Below are 19,197 nucleotides of genomic sequence, written 5' to 3' on the forward strand. Positions count from 1 at the left end.
GCTGCCCGGCTGGCTACGTTCGAGCGCGCTGAACCTCACCCGTTGGAGGGATTCGAATGCGTGCAAGAACGCGCACCGGTTTCGGTGCGCTCGCGGCCGGCGTCGTCTCGGTGCTGCTCGCCGGTACCGCCGCCGCGGCCCCGGCACCCGGTGCCCCCGGTGTCGGCGACCCGTACTACCCGAACGCCGGCAACGGCGGCACGGACGTGCTCCACTACGACATCCGCCTGACCTACCAGCCGGCCACCGACGTCCTCGCGGGCACGACGACGCTGCTGCTCACCGCCACGCAGGACCTCTCGCGGTTCGACCTCGACTTCGCGCTGAAGGCCTCGAGCGTGCGCGTGAACAACCGGCCCGCGCAGTTCACGAACCAGACCGGCAACGGAGAACTCGTCGTCACCCCGGCGCAGCCGCTGCTCAAGGGCCAGACCGCGACCGTCGTCGTCGCCTACTCGGACACGCCGTCGACCGAGACCGTGGACGGCATCAACGCCTGGAAGAAGGGCGCGTTCGGCGCGCTCGGCATCGACGAGCCGCAGAGCTCGGCGTGGTGGTTCCCGGCCAACGACCACCCGACCGACAAGGCGACCTACGACGTCACCATCGAAGCCCCGGACGACAACGTTGCCATCTCCAACGGGTCGCTCGTGCGCACGACGAAGAGCCGGGCGGGGTGGACCCGCTGGCAGTGGCGGAGCACGAAGCCGCAGGCCACGTACCTGACGTCGTTCATCGTCGGCAAGTACGAGCTGAACCAGTCGACGACGCCGGACGGCAAGCCGTTCATCACGGCGTACGGCGCCGACCTCGGCGACTCGCTGTACGCGGCGAAGGCCAGCGTCGAGCGCACGCCGGAGATCGACGAGTTCCTGGCGACGCAGTTCGGCCCGTACCCGTTCGAGGCCGAGGGCGGCGTCGTGACCAGCGGCATCACGTTCTCGCTGGAGAACCAGACCCGCCCGACCTACGGCGCCCGGAACTTCCGCGCCGGCTCGAACACGACGCTGATCGCGCACGAGAACGCCCACCAGTGGTTCGGCGACAACGTCTCGCTGGGCCGCTGGAGCGACATCTGGCTGAACGAGGGCTTCGCGTCCTACGCCGAGTGGCTCTGGTCGGAGCACGAGGGCGAGGGCACGGTCGCGGAGCTGGCGCAGTACACGTACGACTCGAACCCGGCCGACGGTGATCTGTGGAAGCTCGTCCCGGCCGACCCGGGTGCGGACAACCAGTTCGACAACGCCGTGTACGACCGTGGCGCGCTGACGCTGCAGGCGCTGCGGACGGCTGTCGGTGACGAGGCGTTCTTCAAGATCCTGCAGACGTGGCAGGTGCAGAAGGGTGGCAAGGACGGCCGGATCCTCGAGTTCATCGCGTTGGCGGAGAAGATCTCGGGCAAGCCGCTGCACGACCTGTTCCAGACGTGGCTGTACACGGCTGGTAAGCCGTCCGTGGGGCCGAACGGGGCTGCGGCTTTCACCGCGCGTGTGGCGTCGGTGAAGCCGAAGTCGTTCGACCAGATCCAGGCGAACCACCGGAATCTCGCCGCGGAACACACGCACTGAGCGAGACCGCTACGCTCGCCGCGTGAGCACGAGAGGTGAGCGGGTGAGGCGCGTCGGGTGGTGGACCGCCCTCGGCGTCGCCTCGCTCCTCACCGTGATGTGTGTCTGCCTGCTCTTCGCGGCGATCCGGAACGATGGGGCCATCTCGGCGCAGCTGGGGACGGCCAATGCGACGGTTGACTCGGTGGCCTTCGATCGGACGATCATCCACTTCGAGACTCCGGACGGGATCGTGCACAGCCCGGCGAACGGGGTTCTCTACCCGGATGGGCTGGCTGCTGGGCAGCTGGTTCGGATCGAGTACGACGCTTCCGATCCCGAGTTGGCTCGGGTTGCCGGGCGGTCGGCTGCTTTGACGCTGCTGCCGCTGGGGAGCTTTGTGTTCTTCACTTGGCTCGTCGCTGGGCCGTTGCTTTGGTGGATTCGGCGGGTGAACAAGCGCGCTCGTGTTGAGGAGCCAGCCGCCGTTTGACCTGGGGTTTTGGGTTCCCCGCTCCTCGTCTTCGATTGTTCAACACCGAAACCCGGCCTCAAGGGCGCCTTCGGCGTCGCTTCGCGATGAGCTTCGCTCACCCTTGACCCCGGGTCTCCGGTGCTGACTGCGGCTGGGACGAGGTTCGGGGGAGGTCTAGGTGCGGCCTTCGGCCTTCTGGTGTTCGGGTTGGCTCCTTGTCTTCAGCCACCTTTCCCTCTTGATCTCGTATTCGACTTCGCCCTGCTCGGCTCCCTCTATCGGGTCGTCGTAGTCTGCGGCTGACGTGAACGCGCGGGCGAATGTCAGGCCTGCCGAGGTCATCGTTGCCCGGGATGGGGTGTTGACCGCCATTGTCTGGGCGAAGATGCGGGCCAGGTCCAGTTCTTCGAAGCCGTAGCGGATCAGCTCGCGTGAGCCTTCCTTCGCGTAGCCCTGGCGCCAGTGCCTGCGCAGCAGGCGGTAGCCCAGCTCGGCCTCTCCTTCGACGTCCGGCTGGTCCGGGCCGTGCGGTGGGCGCAGGATCCACCAGCCGATGAAGTCTTGCTCGGCGAAGCCCATCCAGAAGCCGAACCCGGGTGCGACGTCCAGCCGGCGCTTGTGTGCCCGCTCGACCTCGGTGCGAGTCGAGGGCCGGCCGGTCAGGTAGCGCATCACCTCCGGGTCGGAGTCCAGCTCGTACTCCAGGTCCAGGTGCTCGTCCGCCAGGGGCACGAGGGTCAGCCGTGCGGTGTGGAGGGTGGGCATGGGTCGATCGTCGCCGGGCGCGCAACCGGATTACCCCGCGTGGGCCGTCTCCTGCCACCAGCCCAGCACCTCGTCCGCCACCCCCGGCGCCGCGACCAGCAGGCCGTCGGTCGGCAACGCCGTGTCCTCGCCGTGCTTGTCCAGCACCACCGCCCCGGCCTCGATGGCCATCGCCACCGACCCGGCCACGTCCCATTCGTGATAGCTGTGCAGCACCGCCGCCGCGGCGTGGCCCAGCGCCACCTGCGCGATCGACAACGCCGCCGACCCCAGCACCCGCACTCCCGCGTGCGCCGCCGCCGCGCGCTCGATGAACCCGCCCATCCCCGGCCACGGGCCCTTGCGCGCGAACTCCGTGCACACCAGCGCCCCCGCCGTCACGCAGCGGTCCGTCAGCCGGACCGGCTTGCCGTTCGCGCGGGCCCCTCGTCCGCGCGCGGCCGCGTAGATCTGGGCCCGGTACGGGTCCGCCACCACCCCCACCACCGGTCCCGCCTCGTCCACCAGCGCCAGGCTGTACGCGCACCACGGCACGCCCGCCACGTAGTTCGCCGTGCCGTCGACCGAGTCGACCACCCACCGGTACTCCGCGACGTCCGCTCCATGATCCGCGCCGAACTCGTGCCCGACCACCGGGATGCCCGGGAACTCCGCCGTCAGCACGCGGCGGGTGTGCCGCTCCAGGATGCGGTCGGTGTCGGTGACCCAGTCGAACGGCGAGTCCAGCGTGGACGGGTGGGCGCCGCGGCCGGCGGTCGCGGTGATCACGTCGGTGGCGTCGTTGGCCAGCCGCCCGGCCACTTCGAGCGCCCTCGACAGCAGGCCGGGCTCGACGGGCCGCGGCGGCCGGGAGGACAAGAGGGTCATGCCTGCTTAGTCTGGGCCCCGCTGGTTTCCGGGACACGACCTTGAGATGACATGTCGTAGCCGATCTGTTCCGGCAGCGTTGGCCGCGGTGTCACACGAGCGCCAGGAACGGGTGCGATCGTCCAAGACGTGCGAGTCGCCATAGTCACCGAAAGTTTCCTGCCCCAGGTGAACGGCGTGACCAACTCCGTCCTGCGGGTCGTCGAGCACCTGCGCGAACGCGCGCACGACGTGCTGATCATCGCCCCCGGCCCCGGCCCGGACTCCTACCGCGGCGCTCCCGTCGTGCGGATCCCCGCGCTGGACTTCCCCGGGGTCAACTCCCTGCCGATCGGCGTGCCGACGCGCACCGTGCTGAACGCGCTCGCCGCGTTCGGCCCGGACGTCGTGCACCTGGCCTCGCCGTTCGTGGTCGGGGCACGCGGGCTCGCCGCCGCGCGACGGCTGAGAGTGCCGTCCATTGCCGTCTACCAGACCGACATCGCCGGGTTCGCCCAGGCGTACGGCTTCGGCATCGCCGCGCGCGCCGCGTGGCGCTGGGTGCGGCGGCTGCACTCGCGGGCCGACCGGACCCTCGCGCCGTCCAGCGACTCCGTCGAGCAGCTCGAGCTGCACGGCGTCCCGCGCGTGCACCGCTGGGCCCGGGGGGTCGACATCGAGCGCTTTTCCCCGGACCACGCCGACGCCGCGCTGCGGGCCGAGCTGGCCCCGAACGGCGAGCTGCTCGTCGGGTTCGTCGGCAGGCTGGCGCCCGAAAAGGAGGTCGACCGGCTGGCCGCCCTCGCCGGCGTGCCGGGGATCCGGGTGGTCGTCGTCGGCGACGGACCCGAACTGCCCGCGCTGAAAGAACAGCTCCCCGGCGCCGCGTTCCTCGGCGCGAAGTACGGCGACGAGCTTTCGCGGGCGTACGCGAGCTTCGACATCTTCGTGCACACCGGCCCGCACGAGACGTTCTGCCAGGCGGTGCAGGAGGCGATGGCGTCCGGCCTGCCGGTGCTCGCGCCGGACGCCGGCGGCCCGAAGGACCTCGTCCTGCCCGGTCGCACCGGCTACCTGCTGCCCGCCGACCGCGAGAGCTTCGGCCCGGCGCTCGTCGAGAAGGTCGACGCCCTGCGAGACGCCGCCTTGCGCGCGAGGCTCGGCGAGAAGGCGCGCAAGCTGGTGCTGGGCCGCACCTGGCCCGCCGTCTGCCACGAGCTGCTCGGGCACTACGAAGCCGTGCGGGGCCGGGCCGCCTGCGCGGCCTGACATGCACATCGTCCAGCTCGCGAACTTCTACGGGCCGCGCTCGGGCGGCCTGCGCACGGCGCTGCACCACCTCGGCGCCGGCTACGTCGCGAGCGGCCACGCCGTGACGCTCGTCGTGCCCGGCACCCGCTACGCCGAGGAGGTCCTGCCGACCGGCGTGCGCCGGTTCTCGCTGCCCGCCCCGAAGATCCCCGGCACCGGCGGCTACCGGGCCGTCGACCCGCATCGCGTGCGCGCGGTCCTGCGCAGACTCGAACCCGACCGGCTGGAGGTGTCGGACCGGTTGACGCTGCGGGGGATGGGTGGCTGGGCGCGGCGGCACGGCGTCCCGAGCACGGTCATCTCCCACGAGCGCCTCGACCGCCTGCTGGAGCAGTTCCTGCTGCCCGAGCCGGTCGCGCGGCGTGTCGCCGACGTCGCGAACCGGCGGATGGCGGCGAGCTACGACACGGTCGTCTGCACGACGGCGTTCGCGCGCGCGGAATTCGACCGGATCGCCGCCCCGAACGTCCGCCGCGTGCCGCTCGGGGTCGACTTGGCGACCTTCCGGCCCGCGATGCGCGACGACGGCTGGCGCACGGACCTGGCCTCCGGTGCGGACGCCCTGCTAGTCCACTGTGGACGTCTGTCTCCGGAGAAGCACGTGGAACGCAGTGTGGACACCGTCGCTTCGTTGACCGATGCCGGGGTGAAGGTCCGGCTGGTGGTGGCCGGGGACGGGCCGCGCCGTCGAGCCCTCGAACGCCGGGCGCGCGGGCTGCCGGTGACGTTCCTGGGGTTCCTGTCCGGCCGCGGTGACGTCGCCCGGCTGCTGGCCAGTGCCGACGTCTCCCTGGCGCCCGGTCCGCACGAGACGTTCGGGCTGGCCGCGCTGGAGGCCCTGGCTTCGGGGACGCCGGTGGTGGTGTCGGCGTCGTCGGCGCTGCGGGAGATCGTCCGGCCCGGGTGTGGCGCGGCGGTCGACGACCACGCGCCCGCGTTCGCCACCGCCGTGACGAGCCTCCTGGACAGCCCGGAGGACTTGCGCCGGGCGGCCGCGAGAGCGCGGGCCGAGGAGTTCACCTGGCCCGCGGCGGTGGCGGGGATGCTGGCCACGTTCCATTGAACGAACCCGACTAATCTCAGGTCATGTCACGCGCAAGCCTGGACAAGGACCCGCACGAAGTCGCCGCGATGTTCGACGGCGTCGCGGACGGGTACGACCGGGCGAACTCGTTCATGACCTTCGGCTTCGACCGGCGCTGGCGCACCACCACCGCCCGCGTGCTCGACGCCCGCCGCGGCGAGAAGGTCCTGGACCTCGCGGCCGGCACCGGCGTCTCCACCGTCGAGTACGCCCGTGGCGGCGCCTGGTGCCTGGCCGCGGACTTCTCGTTCGGCATGCTCCGCGCCGGCAAGCACCGGAACGTGCCGATGGTTGCGGCTGACGCGCTCAACCTGCCCTTTGCCGACGACAGCTTCGACGCCGTGACGATCTCCCTCGCGCTGCGCAACTTCGTCGACACGAAGGCCGCGCTCACCGAGATCGCCCGCGTCGTCAAGCCGGGCGGCCGGCTGGTGATCTGCGAGGTCTCGACGCCACCGTTCCCCCCGATCCGGTTCATCCACCGGCGGTTCATGCTGAAGCTGCTCACCTGGGTCGGCAAGCGGACGTCGTCGAACCCCGAGGCGTACTCCTACCTGGCCGAATCGATGCTCGCCTGGCCCGACCAGCGCACGCTCGGCGAGATCATCGCGAGCGCGGGCTGGACCGACGTCGAGTGGTTGAACCTCACATTCGGGGTCGTGGCGATCCACCGGGCGCGCAAGCCTGCCTAAACTCGCGTTCATGACGCGACGCACCGCAGACCAAGACGCCGAAGTCATCGTCGTCGGCGCCGGGCCCGCCGGTTCCACGGTGGCCACCTACCTGGCGCGCGCGGGCGTCGACGTCCTGCTGCTCGAGAAGACCGAGTTCCCGCGCGAGAAGGTCTGCGGCGACGGCCTGACCCCGCGCGGCGTCAAGCAGCTCATCGACCTGGGCATCGACACCAGCGAGGACGCCGGCTGGGTGCACAGCCGCGGCCTGCGGATCCTCACCGGCGACCTGACGCTGGAGCTCGACTGGCCGGACCTGACCAGCTACCCGCCGTACGGCGTTTCCCGCACCCGCCACGACTTCGACGATCTCCTCGCGAAGCTCGCGGTGAAGGCCGGCGCGCGGCTGTACGAGCGCACCACCGTCACCAGCGCGATCACGAACGCGAGCGGGCGCGTGGTCGGCGTCGAGGCGAAGGTCGGGCCGGAGAAGACGCCGGTGCACTACCGCGCGCCGCTCGTCCTGGCCTGCGACGGCGTCTCCGCGCGGCTCGCGCTGAGCGTCGGCATCCAGAAGAACGAGAAGCGCCCGATGGGCGTGGCGGTGCGGCAGTACTACAAGAGCCCGCGGCACGACGACCCGTTCATCGAGGGCCACCTCGAGCTGTGGGACAAGTCCGACCCCCGGAACCCGAAGCTGCTGCCGGGCTACGGCTGGGCGTTCCCGCTCGGCGACGGCACGGTCAACGTCGGCCTCGGCATGCTGTCGACGTCGGCGTCGTTCCGGAACACCGACTACCGCGCGCTGCTGCGCCAGTGGCTCGACGGGACGCCGGAGGAGTGGGGCTACCGCGAGGAGAACGCGATCGGCAAGGTCGGCGGCGCCGGCCTCCCGATGGGCTTCAACCGCACCCCGCACTACCGCGACGGCCTGCTGCTGCTGGGCGACGCGGGCGGCATGGTCAGCCCGTTCAACGGCGAAGGCATCTCGGCCGCGATGGAGTCCGCGCAGATCGCCGCGGAGGTCGTCGTGCAGGCCCTGGCCCGGCGCGAAGGCGCTTCCCGGGAGCGGGCGCTGGAGGCGTACCCGCGGGCCGTCGGCGAGCTGATGGGCGGCTACTACCAGCTGGGCAACGTGTTCGCGAAGATCATCGGCAAGCCGAAGATCATGCACGCGTGCACGAAGTACGGGCTGCGCATCAACAAGCTGCTGCCGCTGGTCTACAAGGGCCTGTCGGGCTGCTACGACGCCAAGGGCGGCGACGGCGTCGACCGCCTCATCTCAGCCCTCGCGAAGGTCACGCCCAGCCCCCGCTGACTCCGCTTGCTCGCGCGCGGACACACGAGTGGCCTAACAAGTTGGCCGTGCGGTCAGTGGGATAGCTCACAGGCCGGTGCCCGGATTGTCCGGCCGAAACCCGATCTTGAAGCGTCTTCGCGCAGGTCGCGCGCGGGCCGTCATCGGGCCGTGACAACGATGGCGCCGGAAGTTAGGGCACCCTCATAACACGGGGGCCTAGGGACAAGAATGTGAGTCGCGTCCTACACTCCCCCCATGCTTTGTGAATCGCTTCACATCCGCGCCGAGTGGCTTGTGAACTATTTCACAAGCACCCTCCGGCCCGGGCACGGGCCGTAAGGAGACCCTGACCCTCGGCGGTGTGACCCAGGTCCCTTAGGGTGCCGACGAGGCCAAGCGGTTCCCCACCACAAGCACAACCGCAGCGGCGCGGAAAGGATGGCGAAGACCCGTGCTGACGTTGCTGACCCGGACCGAAACGGTGCAGCTGGCGCAAGAGGCCCCGAGCCTCAAGCCCTACCTGCCCATCGTGATCTTGTTCGTCCTGGCCCTGGCGTTCGCCGTGCTGTCGGTCCTGCTGGGCCCGCTCGTCGGCCCCAGCCGCTACAACAAGGCCAAGCTCTCCGCCTACGAGTGCGGCATCGAGCCGTCCCCGCAGCCGCTCGTCGGCGCCGGGCGGATGCCGGTGGCCTACTACATCACCGCGATGCTGTTCATCCTGTTCGACATCGAGATGGTCTTCCTCTACCCGTTCGCCGTGCAGGCGGACGCGCTGGGCACGTTCGGCCTGGTGGAGATCCTGCTGTTCATCGCGACGGTCGGCTTCGCGTACGCCTACGTGTGGCGGCGCGGCGGCCTGGATTGGAACTAGACCCATGGGCCTCGAAGAGAAACTCCCCAACGGCATCCTGCTGGCCAGCCTCGAAGGCCTCGTCAACTGGGCGCGCAAGAACTCGCTGTGGCCCGCCACGTTCGGCCTGGCCTGCTGCGCGATCGAGATGATGACGGTCGGCGGCTCCCGCTACGACATCGCCCGCTTCGGCATGGAGCGCTTCAGCGCGACGCCGCGGCAGGCCGACCTGATGATCGTCGCCGGGCGCGTCACGCAGAAGATGGCCCCGGTCCTGCGTCAGATCTACGACCAGATGGCCGAGCCGCGCTGGGTGCTCGCGATGGGCGTCTGCGCCTCCTCCGGCGGCATGTTCAACAACTACGCCGTGGTCCAGGGCGTCGACCACATCGTGCCGGTCGACATGTACCTGCCGGGCTGCCCGCCGCGGCCGGAGATGCTGCTGGACGCGATCCTCAAGCTGCACGCCAAGATCCAGGACGAGCCGATCAACGCCCGCCGCGCCGCCATCCGCGCCGCCAGCGGGGCGCGCACCGAGCTCGTCGCGTCGTCGATCAAGTACGCGAAGAAGTAGAGCGATGACTGAGAACCCCCAACCCGGCGAAGAGCAGTCCAGCGCCGAGCGTGCCGAAGGCGGCCTGGAGCCGACCGGCACCCGGCCCGCCGAGCCCGTCGTCACCGGCCGCGAACGCCAGGGCATGTTCGGTGTCCACGGCACCGGCGACACCTCCGGCTACGGCGGCGTCCGGCTCCCGGCCTACAGCCCCGCGCCGGCCGAGCGCCCGTACGGCGGCTGGTTCGACCAGTTCGCCGACGAGTTCTACGCGGCGCTGGCCGACCACAAGATCCCCGCCGAGTCGATCCTGCAGACGACGGTCGACCGCGGCGAGATCACCTTCTACGTCGACCGCGAGAAGCTGGCGGAGATCGCGAAGGTCCTGCGCGACGACGGCGGCCTCCGCTTCGAGCTGCTGTCCTCGGTGTCCGGTGTCGACTACGGCGTCGACGTCCCGCAGCGGCTGCACGCGGTCTACCACTTCACGTCGCTGACCTACCGCCGCCGGATCCGCCTCGAGGTCACCCTCGACGTCGAGGACCCGCACGTGCCGTCGCTGGTCGGGGTCTACCCGACCGCCGACTGGCAGGAGCGCGAGACCTGGGACATGTTCGGCATCGTCTTCGACGGTCACCCGGCGCTGACCCGGATCCTGATGCCGGACGACTGGGACGGCCACCCTCAGCGCAAGGACTACCCGCTCGGCGGGATCCCGGTCGAATACAAGGGCGCGGAGATCCCGCCGCCGGACCAGCGGAGGTCGTACTCGTGAGCACCGAGAACCTTTCCGACGTCACGACCGGCACCGACACCACCGCCGCCGGCTCGGACAGCACCGACGACGTCAGCTACGCGGATTCCCGCGACACCACCGAAGGCCGCGTCTACACGGTCTCCGGCGGCGACTGGGACGACGTCGTCGCCGACGCCCAGCACGACGAGCGCATGGTCATCAACATGGGCCCGCAGCACCCGTCGACGCACGGCGTGCTCCGGCTCGTGCTGGAGATGGAGGGCGAGACCGTCACGCAGCTGCGGTCGGTCATCGGCTACCTGCATACCGGCATCGAGAAGAACTGCGAGTACCGGACCTGGACCCAGGGCGTCACGTTCGTGACGCGCATGGACTACCTGGCCCCGCTCTCGACGGAGATGGCGTACTGCCTCGGCGTCGAGAAGCTGCTGCAGATCGAAGCCCCGCGCCGCGCGCAGCTGCTGCGCGTGATGCTGCTGGAGATCAACCGGATCGGCTCGCACCTGGTCTACATCGCCACCGGCGGCATGGAGCTCGGCGCCACCACCGCGATGACGCTCGGCTTCCGCGAGCGCGAAGAGGTGCTGCACCTGCTGGAGCACCTGACCGGCCTGCGGATGAACCACGCGTTCATCCGCCCCGGCGGCCTCGCGCAGGACATGCCGGCCGACTACCACGAGAAGGTCACCGACTTCGTCAAGACGATGAAGAAGCGCCTTCCGCTGTACGACAAGCTCTTCACCGGCCAGCCGATCTGGCGCAACCGGCTCAAGGGCGTCGGCTACCTGCCGGTCGACGCGTGCCTCGCGCTCGGCGTCACCGGCCCGGTGCTGCGTTCCGCGGGCCTGCCGTGGGACCTGCGCAAGACCGAGCCGTACTCCTGCTACGACGAGTTCGACTTCGACGTGCCGGTGGACAACGGTGCCGACTGCTGGTCGCGCTACCTGATCCGGGTGCACGAGATGCACGAGAGCCTCAAGATCATCGAGCAGTGCCTGGAGAAGCTCGAGCCGGGCCCGGTCATGGTCGAGGACAAGAAGATCGCGTGGCCCGCGCAGCTGTCCATCGGCAGCGACGGCATGGGCAACTCGCTCGAGCACGTCAAGAAGATCATGGGCCAGTCGATGGAGTCCCTGATCCACCACTTCAAGCTGGTCACCGAGGGCTTCAAGGTGCCGGCCGGACAGGTCTACACGTCGGTCGAGTCGCCGCGCGGCGAGCTGGGCGCGCACCTGGTCTCCGACGGCGGCACCCGGCCGCTGCGGGTCCACGTGCGCGAACCGAGCTTCGTGAACCTGCAGTCGATGCCCGCAATGGCCGAAGGCGGCCTGGTCGCGGACGTGATCGCCGCGATCGCCTCGATCGACCCCGTCATGGGGGGAGTGGACCGATGAGCACAGCAGTTCCCGAGCCGGGCTCGAAGGACGCGGCGACGACGTACGCCGCGGCCGGGCCCGACACCGACGTCGTCGCCATCGCGCCCGACCCGGAAGTCGCCGCCGGCATCATCACCGAGACGCCGCTGGAAGACATCTTCGACGCGGACATCCACGCGAAGGCGCAGGAACTGATCGCGCGCTACCCGATGTCCCGCTCGGCGCTGCTGCCGCTGCTGCACCTCGTGCAGTCGGTGCAGGGGTACGTCAGCCAGGAAGGCATCGCGTTCTGCGCGAAGCAGCTCGACCTGTCCGACGCCGAGGTCAGCGCGGTCGCGACGTTCTACACGATGTACAAGCGCAAGCCGTGCGGCGAGCACCTCGTGAGCGTCTGCACCAACACGCTGTGCGCGGCCATGGGCGGCGACGCGATCTACAAGAAGCTCCAGACGCACCTCGGGTCCGAAGAGGAACCGCTGGGGCACAACGAAACCGCGGGCACGCCGAACGAGCCGGGCTCGATCACCCTCGAGCACGCCGAGTGCCTCGCGGCCTGCGACCTCGCGCCGGTCATCCAGGTCAACTACGAGTACTTCGACAACCAGACCGAGGAGAAGGCCGTCGCGCTGGTCGACGCGCTGCAGGCGGGCAAGAAGCCGGCCCCGACGCGCGGTGCCCCGCTGACGAACTTCAAGGGTGCCGAGCTGCAGCTCGCCGGGTTCTTCCCGGAGGACGAGACGGCCTTCCGCCGGGACGTCGACGGCCCGTCGCAGGCCGTCGAGACGCTGCGGGGCGCGAAGCTCGCGCAGGACCGCGGCTGGGTCGCCCCGGTCGCCCAGGACGTTCCGCTCCCCGCTCTGCCCTCTAAAGAAGGGGAGAAGAAGTAATGGCTGATCCCATCACTCCGGTCCTCACCAAGCGCTGGCTGTCGCCGAACTCCTGGCAGATCGGGACGTACGAAGCACTCGAGGGCTACACCGCCGTCCGCAAGGCACTGGCCGGCACGCCGGAGCAGCTCGTCCAGCTGGTCAAGGACTCCGGCCTGCGCGGCCGCGGCGGCGCGGGCTTCCCGGCCGGCATCAAGTGGTCCTTCATGCCGCCGAACTTCGACAAGCCGCACTACCTGGTGATCAACGCCGACGAAGGCGAACCCGGGACCTGCAAGGACATCCCGCTGATGATGGCGGACCCGCACTCCCTCATCGAGGGCTGCATCATCGCCTCGTACGCGATGCGGTCCAACCACTGCTTCATCTACGTCCGCGGCGAGGCGCTGCACTGCATCCGCCGCCTCAACGCGGCCGTGCGTGAAGCCGAAGCGGCGGGCTACCTGGGCGAGAACATCCTCGGCTCCGGCTTCGACCTCAAGATCACCGTCCACGCGGGCGCGGGCGCGTACATCTGCGGCGAGGAGACGGCGCTGCTGGACTCGCTCGAAGGCCGTCGCGGCCAGCCGCGGCTCAAGCCGCCGTTCCCGGCGGCCGCGGGTCTGTACGCCGCGCCGACCACGGTCAACAACGTCGAGACCATCGCGAGCGCGCCGTTCATCGTCAACGGCGGCTCCAGCTGGTTCCGCGAGATGGGCCGCGAGAAGTCGCCCGGCCCGAAGATCTACTCGATCTCCGGCCACGTCGAGAAGCCCGGCCAGTACGAGTGCCCGCTCGGCACCACGCTGCGCGAGCTGCTGGACATGGCGGGCGGCATGAAGGACGGCATCCCGCTCAAGTTCTGGACCCCGGGCGGCTCGTCCACCCCGATGTTCACCGCCGAGCATCTCGACGTTCCCCTGGACTTCGAAGGCGCGGCGGAAGCCGGGTCGATGCTGGGCACGACCGCCGTCCAGGTCTTCAACGAGACCGTGTCGGTGCCGTGGGCCGTGATGAAGTGGACCCAGTTCTACGAGCACGAGTCCTGCGGCAAGTGCACGCCGTGCCGCGAAGGCACGTACTGGCTGGCGCAGATCCTCGAGCGGATGGTCGAGGGCCACGGCACCGAGGAGGACATCGACACCCTCCTCGACGTCTGCGACAACATCCTCGGCCGGTCGTTCTGCGCCCTCGGCGACGGCGCGGTGTCGCCGATCCAGAGCGGCATCAAGTACTTCCGCGACGAATTCCTGGCTCTCTGTGAGTCGAACAAGCGCGAACTGGTGGGAGCGCAGGCATCATGACGATCGCCCCCGACAAGCCGGAAACGGCCGAAACCCCGGTCCCCGAAGGCCACGTCAAGCTGGTCATCGACGGCGAAGAGGTCATCGCCCCCAAGGGCGAGCTCCTCATCCGCACGGCCGAACGCCTCGGCACGGTCATCCCGCGGTTCTGCGACCACCCGCTCCTCGACCCGGCCGGCGCCTGCCGCCAGTGCCTCGTCGAGGTCGAGATGGGCGGCCGGCCGATGCCGAAGCCGCAGGCGTCCTGCACGATGACCGTCGCCGACGGCATGGTCGTCAAGACCCAGCTGACCTCGCCGGTCGCGGACAAGGCCCAGCAGGGCGTGATGGAGCTGCTGCTCATCAACCACCCCCTGGACTGCCCGATCTGCGACAAGGGCGGCGAGTGCCCGCTCCAGAACCAGGCGCTGGCCCACGGCCGCACCGAGTCGCGGTTCGTCGACACCAAGCGGACGTTCCCGAAGCCGCTGCCGATCTCGACGCAGGTGCTGCTGGACCGCGAACGCTGCGTCCTCTGCCAGCGCTGCACCCGGTTCTCCCGCGAGATCGCCGGCGACCCGTTCATCGAGCTCCTCGAACGCGGCGCCCACCAGCAGATCGGCACCGCGGAGACGGCGGACGTGCTCGACCTGGCGTCGCGCACGACGTCCGGCCAGCCGTTCCAGTCCTACTTCTCCGGCAACGTCATCCAGATCTGCCCGGTCGGCGCGCTCACCAGCGCGGCCTACCGGTTCCGGTCGCGGCCGTTCGACCTGGTGTCCTCGCCGAGCGTCTGCGAGCACTGCTCGTCCGGCTGCGCCGAGCGCACCGACTTCCGGCGCGGCAAGGTCCAGCGCAAGCTGGCCGGCGACGACCCCGAGGTCAACGAAGAATGGCTCTGCGACAAGGGCCGGTTCGCCTTCCGCTACACCGGCGCCGAGGACCGCATCCGGCGTCCGCTGGTCCGCAACCCCGAGACCGGCGAGCTGGAAGAGGCGTCCTGGACCGACGCGCTGCGCGCCGCTGCCGAGGGCCTCACCGCGGCCCGTTCGAACGGCGGCGTCGGCGTCCTGCCCGGTGGCCGGCTGACGGTCGAGGACGCCTACGCGTACTCGAAGTTCGCCCGCGTCGCCCTGCGGACCAACGACGTCGACTTCCGCGCCCGCCCGCACTCGGCCGAGGAACTCGCGTTCCTCACCTCGCACGTCGTCGGCGTGACACCGGAGTCCGGCGTCACCTTCGGCGAGATCGAGCGGGCCCGCACGGTCCTGTGCGTCGCCTTCGAGCCCGAGGACGAAGCCCCGATCGTGTTCCTGCGGCTGCGTAAGGCGGCCCGCAAGAACCGCACCCGGGTCGTCCACTTGGGACAGTGGACGACGTCGTCGGTGCGCAAGACGTTCGGCGAGCTGCTCGCCTGCGTCCCCGGCCAGGAGGCCGCGGCCGTCGAAGGCATCGCCAAGCACGCGCCGGACCTCGACGAGGCCCTGCGCGGCGAGAACGCGGTCGTCCTGGTCGGCGAGCGTGCCGCCCAGGTGCCCGGCCTGTTCTCGGCCCTGCACGACCTGGTGGAGCGCACCGGTGTCCGGCTCGCCTGGATCCCGCGCCGCGCCGGCGACCGCGGCGCCCTCGAAACCGGCTGCGTGCCGACGCTGCTGCCGGGTGGGCACCGGGTCGGCGACGACGCCGCCCGCGTCGCCGTCGAAAACGCCTGGGGCGTCCCGATCCCGGCCACGCCGGGCCGCGACACCACCGGCATCCTCCAGGCCGCTTCGGGCCGCGAGCTCGGCGGCCTGGTCGTCGGCGGCGTCGACCCGTACGACCTGCCGGACCCGGACCTCGCGCTGCGCGCGCTGGACAACGCCGGTTTCGTCGTCAGCCTCGAACTCCGCCACAGCGCGGTGACCGAGCGCGCGGACGTCGTGCTCCCGGTGGCCGCGTCCGACGAGAAGGCCGGCAGCTACCTCAACTGGGAGGGCCGCACCCGCCCGTTCGACGTCACGCTCGAAGGCACCGGCGCCCTGCCGGACTGCCGGGTGCTCGACACCCTCGCCGTCGAGATGGACGCGGACCTGTTCACGCAGACGCCGGCGGCCGCCCGCGGCGACTTCGAGAAGCTCGGCCCGGCCTCGGCGCTGCGCTGGGGTCCCGTCGAAGCGCAAGCCGGCGGAGCCACGAAGGCCCCGGGCGCGGGCCAGGCCGTCCTGTCGACCTGGCGCCAGCTCATCGACAACGGGTCCCTGCAGGACGGCGAGCCGCACCTCAAGGGCACCCAGCGCACGCCGGTCGCGCGGCTGTCCGCGAAGACCGCGGAAGGCCTGGGCGTCACCGTGCGGGTGAGCACCGAACGCGGCGCGATCACGCTGCCGGTGGAGATCGCGGACCTGCCCGACGGCGTCGTGTGGCTGCCGGGCAACTCCGACGGCTCCGCCGTGTTCAAGACGCTCGGCGCCGGGCACGGCGCCGTCGTGAACCTCGCTGGGGGTGAACAGTGACTCCGATGGTGACCGAAGCCGCCGTGGGCAGTGTCCCGGACGCGGCCACCCGGGCGGCGCTCCTGGCGGACGACCCGTTGTGGCTGATCCTGCTCAAGTGCGTGGTCATCCTGCTGATCGGGCCGATCATGACGATCTTCCTGATCGTCTGGGAGCGCAAGGCGGTCGGCCGGATGCAGAACCGGCCCGGCCCCAACCGGGTCGGCCCCGGCGGCTACCTGCAATCCCTCGCGGACGCGATCAAGCTGCCGTTCAAGGAACAGATCATCCCGGACACCGCCGACCGCAAGGTGTACTTCCTCGCCCCGGTCATGTGCGTGGTGCCGTCGCTGATCGCGCTGTCGGCCATCCCGTTCGGGCCGGTCGTGTCGATCTTCGGCGAGCGGACCGTGCTGCAGCTGCTCGACCTGCCGGTCAGCGCGCTGGTGATCCTGGCCTGCTCCTCGATCGGCGTCTACGGCATCGTGCTCGCGGGCTGGTCGTCCGGCTCGCCGTACCCATTGCTCGGCGGCATGCGCAGCGCGGCGCAGGTGATCTCCTACGAGATCGCGATGGGTCTGTCGATCGTCGCGGTGATCCTGCAGGCCGGGTCGCTGAACCTGGCCGACATCGTCGGCGCGCAGCACAAGGTGTGGTTCCTCTACCTGGTCCCGAGCTTCGTGATCTACCTGATCTCGATGGTCGGCGAGACCAACCGCGCCCCGTTCGACCTCCCCGAGGCCGAGTCGGAGCTGGTCGGCGGCTTCCACACCGAGTACAGCTCGATGAAGTTCGCGATGTTCTTCCTCGCCGAGTACGTCAACATGGTGATCGTCTCGGCGTTCGCGACCACGCTGTTCCTCGGCGGCTGGATGGCCCCGTGGCCGCTGTCGCTGATCGGGAACAACGTCCTCAACACCGGCTGGTGGCCGGTGCTGTGGTTCTTCGCGAAGATGTTCATCCTGCTCTTCGGGTTCATCTGGCTGCGCGGCACGCTGCCCCGCCTGCGCTACGACCAGTTCATGCGCCTGGGCTGGAAGGTCCTGGTCCCGCTGAACCTCGTGTGGATCATCATGGTGACCTTCGCGAAGGTCATCGCCTGGAACACCGCGTCCATCATCATCGCCGCGGTCGCCATCTTCATCGTCGTCGCCCTGTTCTTCTACGTCCGCGCGGCGGGCCGCGAAGAGGAGAGCGAGACCGTGCCGGTGACCGGTGGCGGTTTCCCGGTCCCGCCGCTGGACCTCAAGGTCCCGCAGACCACCCCGCGTCAGAAGGCTTTGGCCAAGGCCGAGGCGAAGGCGGCCCGCCGCAAGCCGGCGGCCGTCGGTACCGCAAAGGAAGGAGCGCAAGATGGGGTTTCTTGATCCCGTCAAGGGCTTCGGCGTCACCTTCGGGATGATGTTCAAGAAGGTCGCCACCGAGGAGTACCCCGAGGCCGGCGCGCCCGCCGCCCCGCGGTACCACGGGCGCCACCAGCTGAACCGCCACCCGGACGGCCTCGAGAAGTGCGTCGGCTGCGAGCTGTGCGCGTGGGCGTGCCCGGCGGACGCCATCTTCGTCGAGGGCGGTGACAACACCGAGGAGGCCCGGTACTCGCCGGGCGAGCGGTACGGCGCGGACTACCAGATCAACTACCTGCGCTGCATCGGCTGCGGCCTCTGCATCGAGGCGTGCCCGACGCGGTCGCTGACGATGATCAACTTCTACGAGCTGGCCGACGACGACCGCCAGCGGCTGATCTACACGAAGGAAGACCTGCTCGCCCCGCTGCTGCCCGGCATGGAGCAGCCGCCGCACCCGATGCGGCTCGGCGAGAACGAGCAGGACTACTACGTGAACGGCCCCGAACTGGCTCGCGGGGAGGGCGTCAAGTGATCGCCGCCCTCCTGGCCCAGGCCCCGACCGGGGCCGCCGCCGGTGTCACCACCGGTGAGGCTGTCGCGTTCTGGATCCTCGGCCCGCTTTCGCTGCTCGGCGCGCTCGGCATGATCTTCTCCCGCAACGCCGTGCACTCGGCGCTGTGGCTGGTGCTGACGATGCTGAGCCTGGGCGCGCTGTACATGATCCAGTCGGCGCCGTTCCTCGGCTTCACGCAGATCATCGTCTACACCGGCGCGATCATGATGCTGTTCCTGTTCGTGCTGATGCTGGTCGGCCGGGAGAGCTCGGACTCGGTCGTCGAAGTCCTGCGCGGCCAGCGGCTCGCCGCCACCGTGCTCGGCATCGGGATGGCCGCGCTGCTGGCCACCGGCATCTACCGCGCGATGGAGAACGTCACCCCGGCGACCCCGCTCGACTCGGCGACACCGGCGGGCGGCGGGCCCAAGGGGCTCGGCAAGCTGATCTTCACCGACTACCTCTTCCCGTTCGAGCTGACCTCGGCACTGCTCATCACCGCCGCGATCGGCGCGATGGTGCTGGCCTTCACCGACCGGCACGCCAAGGGCGGGAAGCTGTCGCAGAAGGAACTGGTGCTGCTGCGCTTCCGCGGCGAGCACGACCGGCCGTCGCCGCTGCCCGGCCCGGGTGTCTTCGCCACCGCCAACTCGGTGGCGACGCCGGCGCTGCTGCCGGACGGCTCGGTCGCCCCGGAGTCGCTGTCGGCGATCATCGAGTCCACCTCGGCGATCGAACTGGCGAAGGAACGCAAGCTCGTCGCGGACGACACCCCGCACCCCGACGCGCACGCGCTGGTCGGCTCCGAAAGCACGGACGCTTCGGAAGGGGAGAAGGCATGACCCCCACGTACTACCTGCTGCTGTCGGCGCTGCTGTTCGCGCTCGGCGCGGTCGGCGTGCTGGTGCGGCGCAACGCGATCGTCGTGTTCATGTGCATCGAGTTGATGCTCAACGCCGTGAACCTGTCGCTGGTCACCTTCGCCCGGATCAACGGCGGGCTCGACGGCCAGATCATGGCGTTCTTCGTCATGGTCGTCGCGGCCGCCGAGGTCGTGGTCGGCCTGGCGATCATCATGGCCATCTTCCGCACCCGGCGCTCGGCCTCGGTCGACGACACCAACCTGCTGAAGTACTAGGAGAC

General features: G+C 70.1%; 19 protein-coding genes. 17 read left to right on the plus strand and 2 right to left on the minus strand.

Going from position 1 to position 19,197, the window contains the following annotated elements; translation table 11 throughout:
* Positions 1-56 precede the first annotated feature (56 nt).
* Together ACWEVP_RS09980 and ACWEVP_RS09985 are read left to right on the plus strand one after the other, a co-directional pair.
* On the plus strand, positions 57-1,568 hold the full coding sequence (locus ACWEVP_RS09980; RefSeq protein WP_452062222.1) for a M1 family metallopeptidase: 1,512 nt from the start codon (positions 57-59) through the stop codon (positions 1,566-1,568).
* A 22-nt stretch (positions 1,569-1,590) separates the two neighbouring features.
* Positions 1,591-2,040, plus strand: a complete 450-nt coding sequence (locus tag ACWEVP_RS09985; protein WP_452062223.1) for a DUF3592 domain-containing protein — start codon at positions 1,591-1,593, stop codon at positions 2,038-2,040.
* Positions 2,041-2,196: 156 nt separating this feature from the next.
* On the opposite strand, the gene ACWEVP_RS09990 is transcribed toward ACWEVP_RS09985, so the two are convergent.
* Together ACWEVP_RS09990 and ACWEVP_RS09995 are read right to left on the minus strand one after the other, a co-directional pair.
* The gene (locus tag ACWEVP_RS09990; RefSeq protein ID WP_452062224.1) at positions 2,197-2,787 is read right to left on the minus strand and encodes a GNAT family N-acetyltransferase; all 591 of its coding nucleotides are present in this window, start codon (positions 2,785-2,787) and stop codon (positions 2,197-2,199) included.
* A gap of 30 nt (positions 2,788-2,817) precedes the next feature.
* Positions 2,818-3,654 (minus strand): inositol monophosphatase family protein, encoded by an 837-nt coding sequence (locus ACWEVP_RS09995; RefSeq protein ID WP_125310201.1) that lies wholly within the window; start codon positions 3,652-3,654, stop codon positions 2,818-2,820.
* Positions 3,655-3,831: 177 nt separating this feature from the next.
* On the opposite strand from ACWEVP_RS09995, the gene ACWEVP_RS10000 reads away from it, so the two are divergent.
* From ACWEVP_RS10000 to nuoK, 15 genes are all read left to right on the plus strand, one after another.
* Positions 3,832-4,902 (plus strand): glycosyltransferase family 4 protein, encoded by a 1,071-nt coding sequence (locus ACWEVP_RS10000; protein ID WP_452062225.1) that lies wholly within the window; start codon positions 3,832-3,834, stop codon positions 4,900-4,902.
* Between the two features lies 1 nt (position 4,903).
* A complete protein-coding gene (locus ACWEVP_RS10005; RefSeq protein ID WP_452062226.1) occupies positions 4,904-6,007 on the plus strand; it encodes a glycosyltransferase family 4 protein in 1,104 nt (367 codons plus the stop codon).
* A gap of 23 nt (positions 6,008-6,030) precedes the next feature.
* Complete coding sequence (locus ACWEVP_RS10010) at positions 6,031-6,720, plus strand: demethylmenaquinone methyltransferase (protein ID WP_452062227.1); 690 nt, start codon at positions 6,031-6,033, stop codon at positions 6,718-6,720.
* 10 nt (positions 6,721-6,730) lie between these two features.
* The gene (locus ACWEVP_RS10015; RefSeq protein WP_452062228.1) at positions 6,731-8,017 is read left to right on the plus strand and encodes a geranylgeranyl reductase family protein; all 1,287 of its coding nucleotides are present in this window, start codon (positions 6,731-6,733) and stop codon (positions 8,015-8,017) included.
* A gap of 433 nt (positions 8,018-8,450) precedes the next feature.
* The gene (locus ACWEVP_RS10020) at positions 8,451-8,870 is read left to right on the plus strand and encodes an NADH-quinone oxidoreductase subunit A (protein WP_125310189.1); all 420 of its coding nucleotides are present in this window, start codon (positions 8,451-8,453) and stop codon (positions 8,868-8,870) included.
* 4 nt (positions 8,871-8,874) lie between these two features.
* The gene (locus ACWEVP_RS10025; protein ID WP_086678877.1) at positions 8,875-9,423 is read left to right on the plus strand and encodes a NuoB/complex I 20 kDa subunit family protein; all 549 of its coding nucleotides are present in this window, start codon (positions 8,875-8,877) and stop codon (positions 9,421-9,423) included.
* Positions 9,424-9,427: 4 nt separating this feature from the next.
* Positions 9,428-10,177: an NADH-quinone oxidoreductase subunit C gene (locus ACWEVP_RS10030; protein ID WP_452062229.1), complete on the plus strand. Its 750-nt coding sequence runs from the start codon at positions 9,428-9,430 to the stop codon at positions 10,175-10,177.
* Positions 10,174-11,553: an NADH-quinone oxidoreductase subunit D gene (locus tag ACWEVP_RS10035; RefSeq protein WP_452062230.1), complete on the plus strand. Its 1,380-nt coding sequence runs from the start codon at positions 10,174-10,176 to the stop codon at positions 11,551-11,553. Before ACWEVP_RS10030 ends, ACWEVP_RS10035 begins: the two co-directional genes overlap by 4 nt.
* Entirely contained in the window at positions 11,550-12,422 is an 873-nt protein-coding gene (gene nuoE, locus ACWEVP_RS10040; RefSeq protein WP_452062231.1) for an NADH-quinone oxidoreductase subunit NuoE, read from the plus strand. The genes ACWEVP_RS10035 and nuoE overlap by 4 nt, the downstream gene beginning before the upstream one ends.
* Complete coding sequence (gene nuoF / locus ACWEVP_RS10045) at positions 12,422-13,705, plus strand: NADH-quinone oxidoreductase subunit NuoF (protein WP_452062232.1); 1,284 nt, start codon at positions 12,422-12,424, stop codon at positions 13,703-13,705. Before nuoE ends, nuoF begins: the two co-directional genes overlap by 1 nt.
* Positions 13,702-16,176 (plus strand): NADH-quinone oxidoreductase subunit G, encoded by a 2,475-nt coding sequence (locus tag ACWEVP_RS10050; protein WP_452062233.1) that lies wholly within the window; start codon positions 13,702-13,704, stop codon positions 16,174-16,176. The genes nuoF and ACWEVP_RS10050 overlap by 4 nt, the downstream gene beginning before the upstream one ends.
* Positions 16,177-16,181: 5 nt before the next feature.
* Positions 16,182-17,522, plus strand: a complete 1,341-nt coding sequence (nuoH, locus tag ACWEVP_RS10055; RefSeq protein WP_452062234.1) for an NADH-quinone oxidoreductase subunit NuoH — start codon at positions 16,182-16,184, stop codon at positions 17,520-17,522.
* Positions 17,509-18,033, plus strand: a complete 525-nt coding sequence (gene nuoI / locus ACWEVP_RS10060; RefSeq protein ID WP_003081846.1) for an NADH-quinone oxidoreductase subunit NuoI — start codon at positions 17,509-17,511, stop codon at positions 18,031-18,033. The genes nuoH and nuoI overlap by 14 nt, the downstream gene beginning before the upstream one ends.
* The gene (locus ACWEVP_RS10065; RefSeq protein WP_452062235.1) at positions 18,030-18,896 is read left to right on the plus strand and encodes an NADH-quinone oxidoreductase subunit J; all 867 of its coding nucleotides are present in this window, start codon (positions 18,030-18,032) and stop codon (positions 18,894-18,896) included. Before nuoI ends, ACWEVP_RS10065 begins: the two co-directional genes overlap by 4 nt.
* Entirely contained in the window at positions 18,893-19,192 is a 300-nt protein-coding gene (nuoK, locus tag ACWEVP_RS10070; RefSeq protein WP_003081840.1) for an NADH-quinone oxidoreductase subunit NuoK, read from the plus strand. Before ACWEVP_RS10065 ends, nuoK begins: the two co-directional genes overlap by 4 nt.
* The last annotated feature ends 5 nt before the right edge of the window (positions 19,193-19,197 follow it).

The organism is Amycolatopsis sp. NPDC003865, from assembly GCF_053605345.1.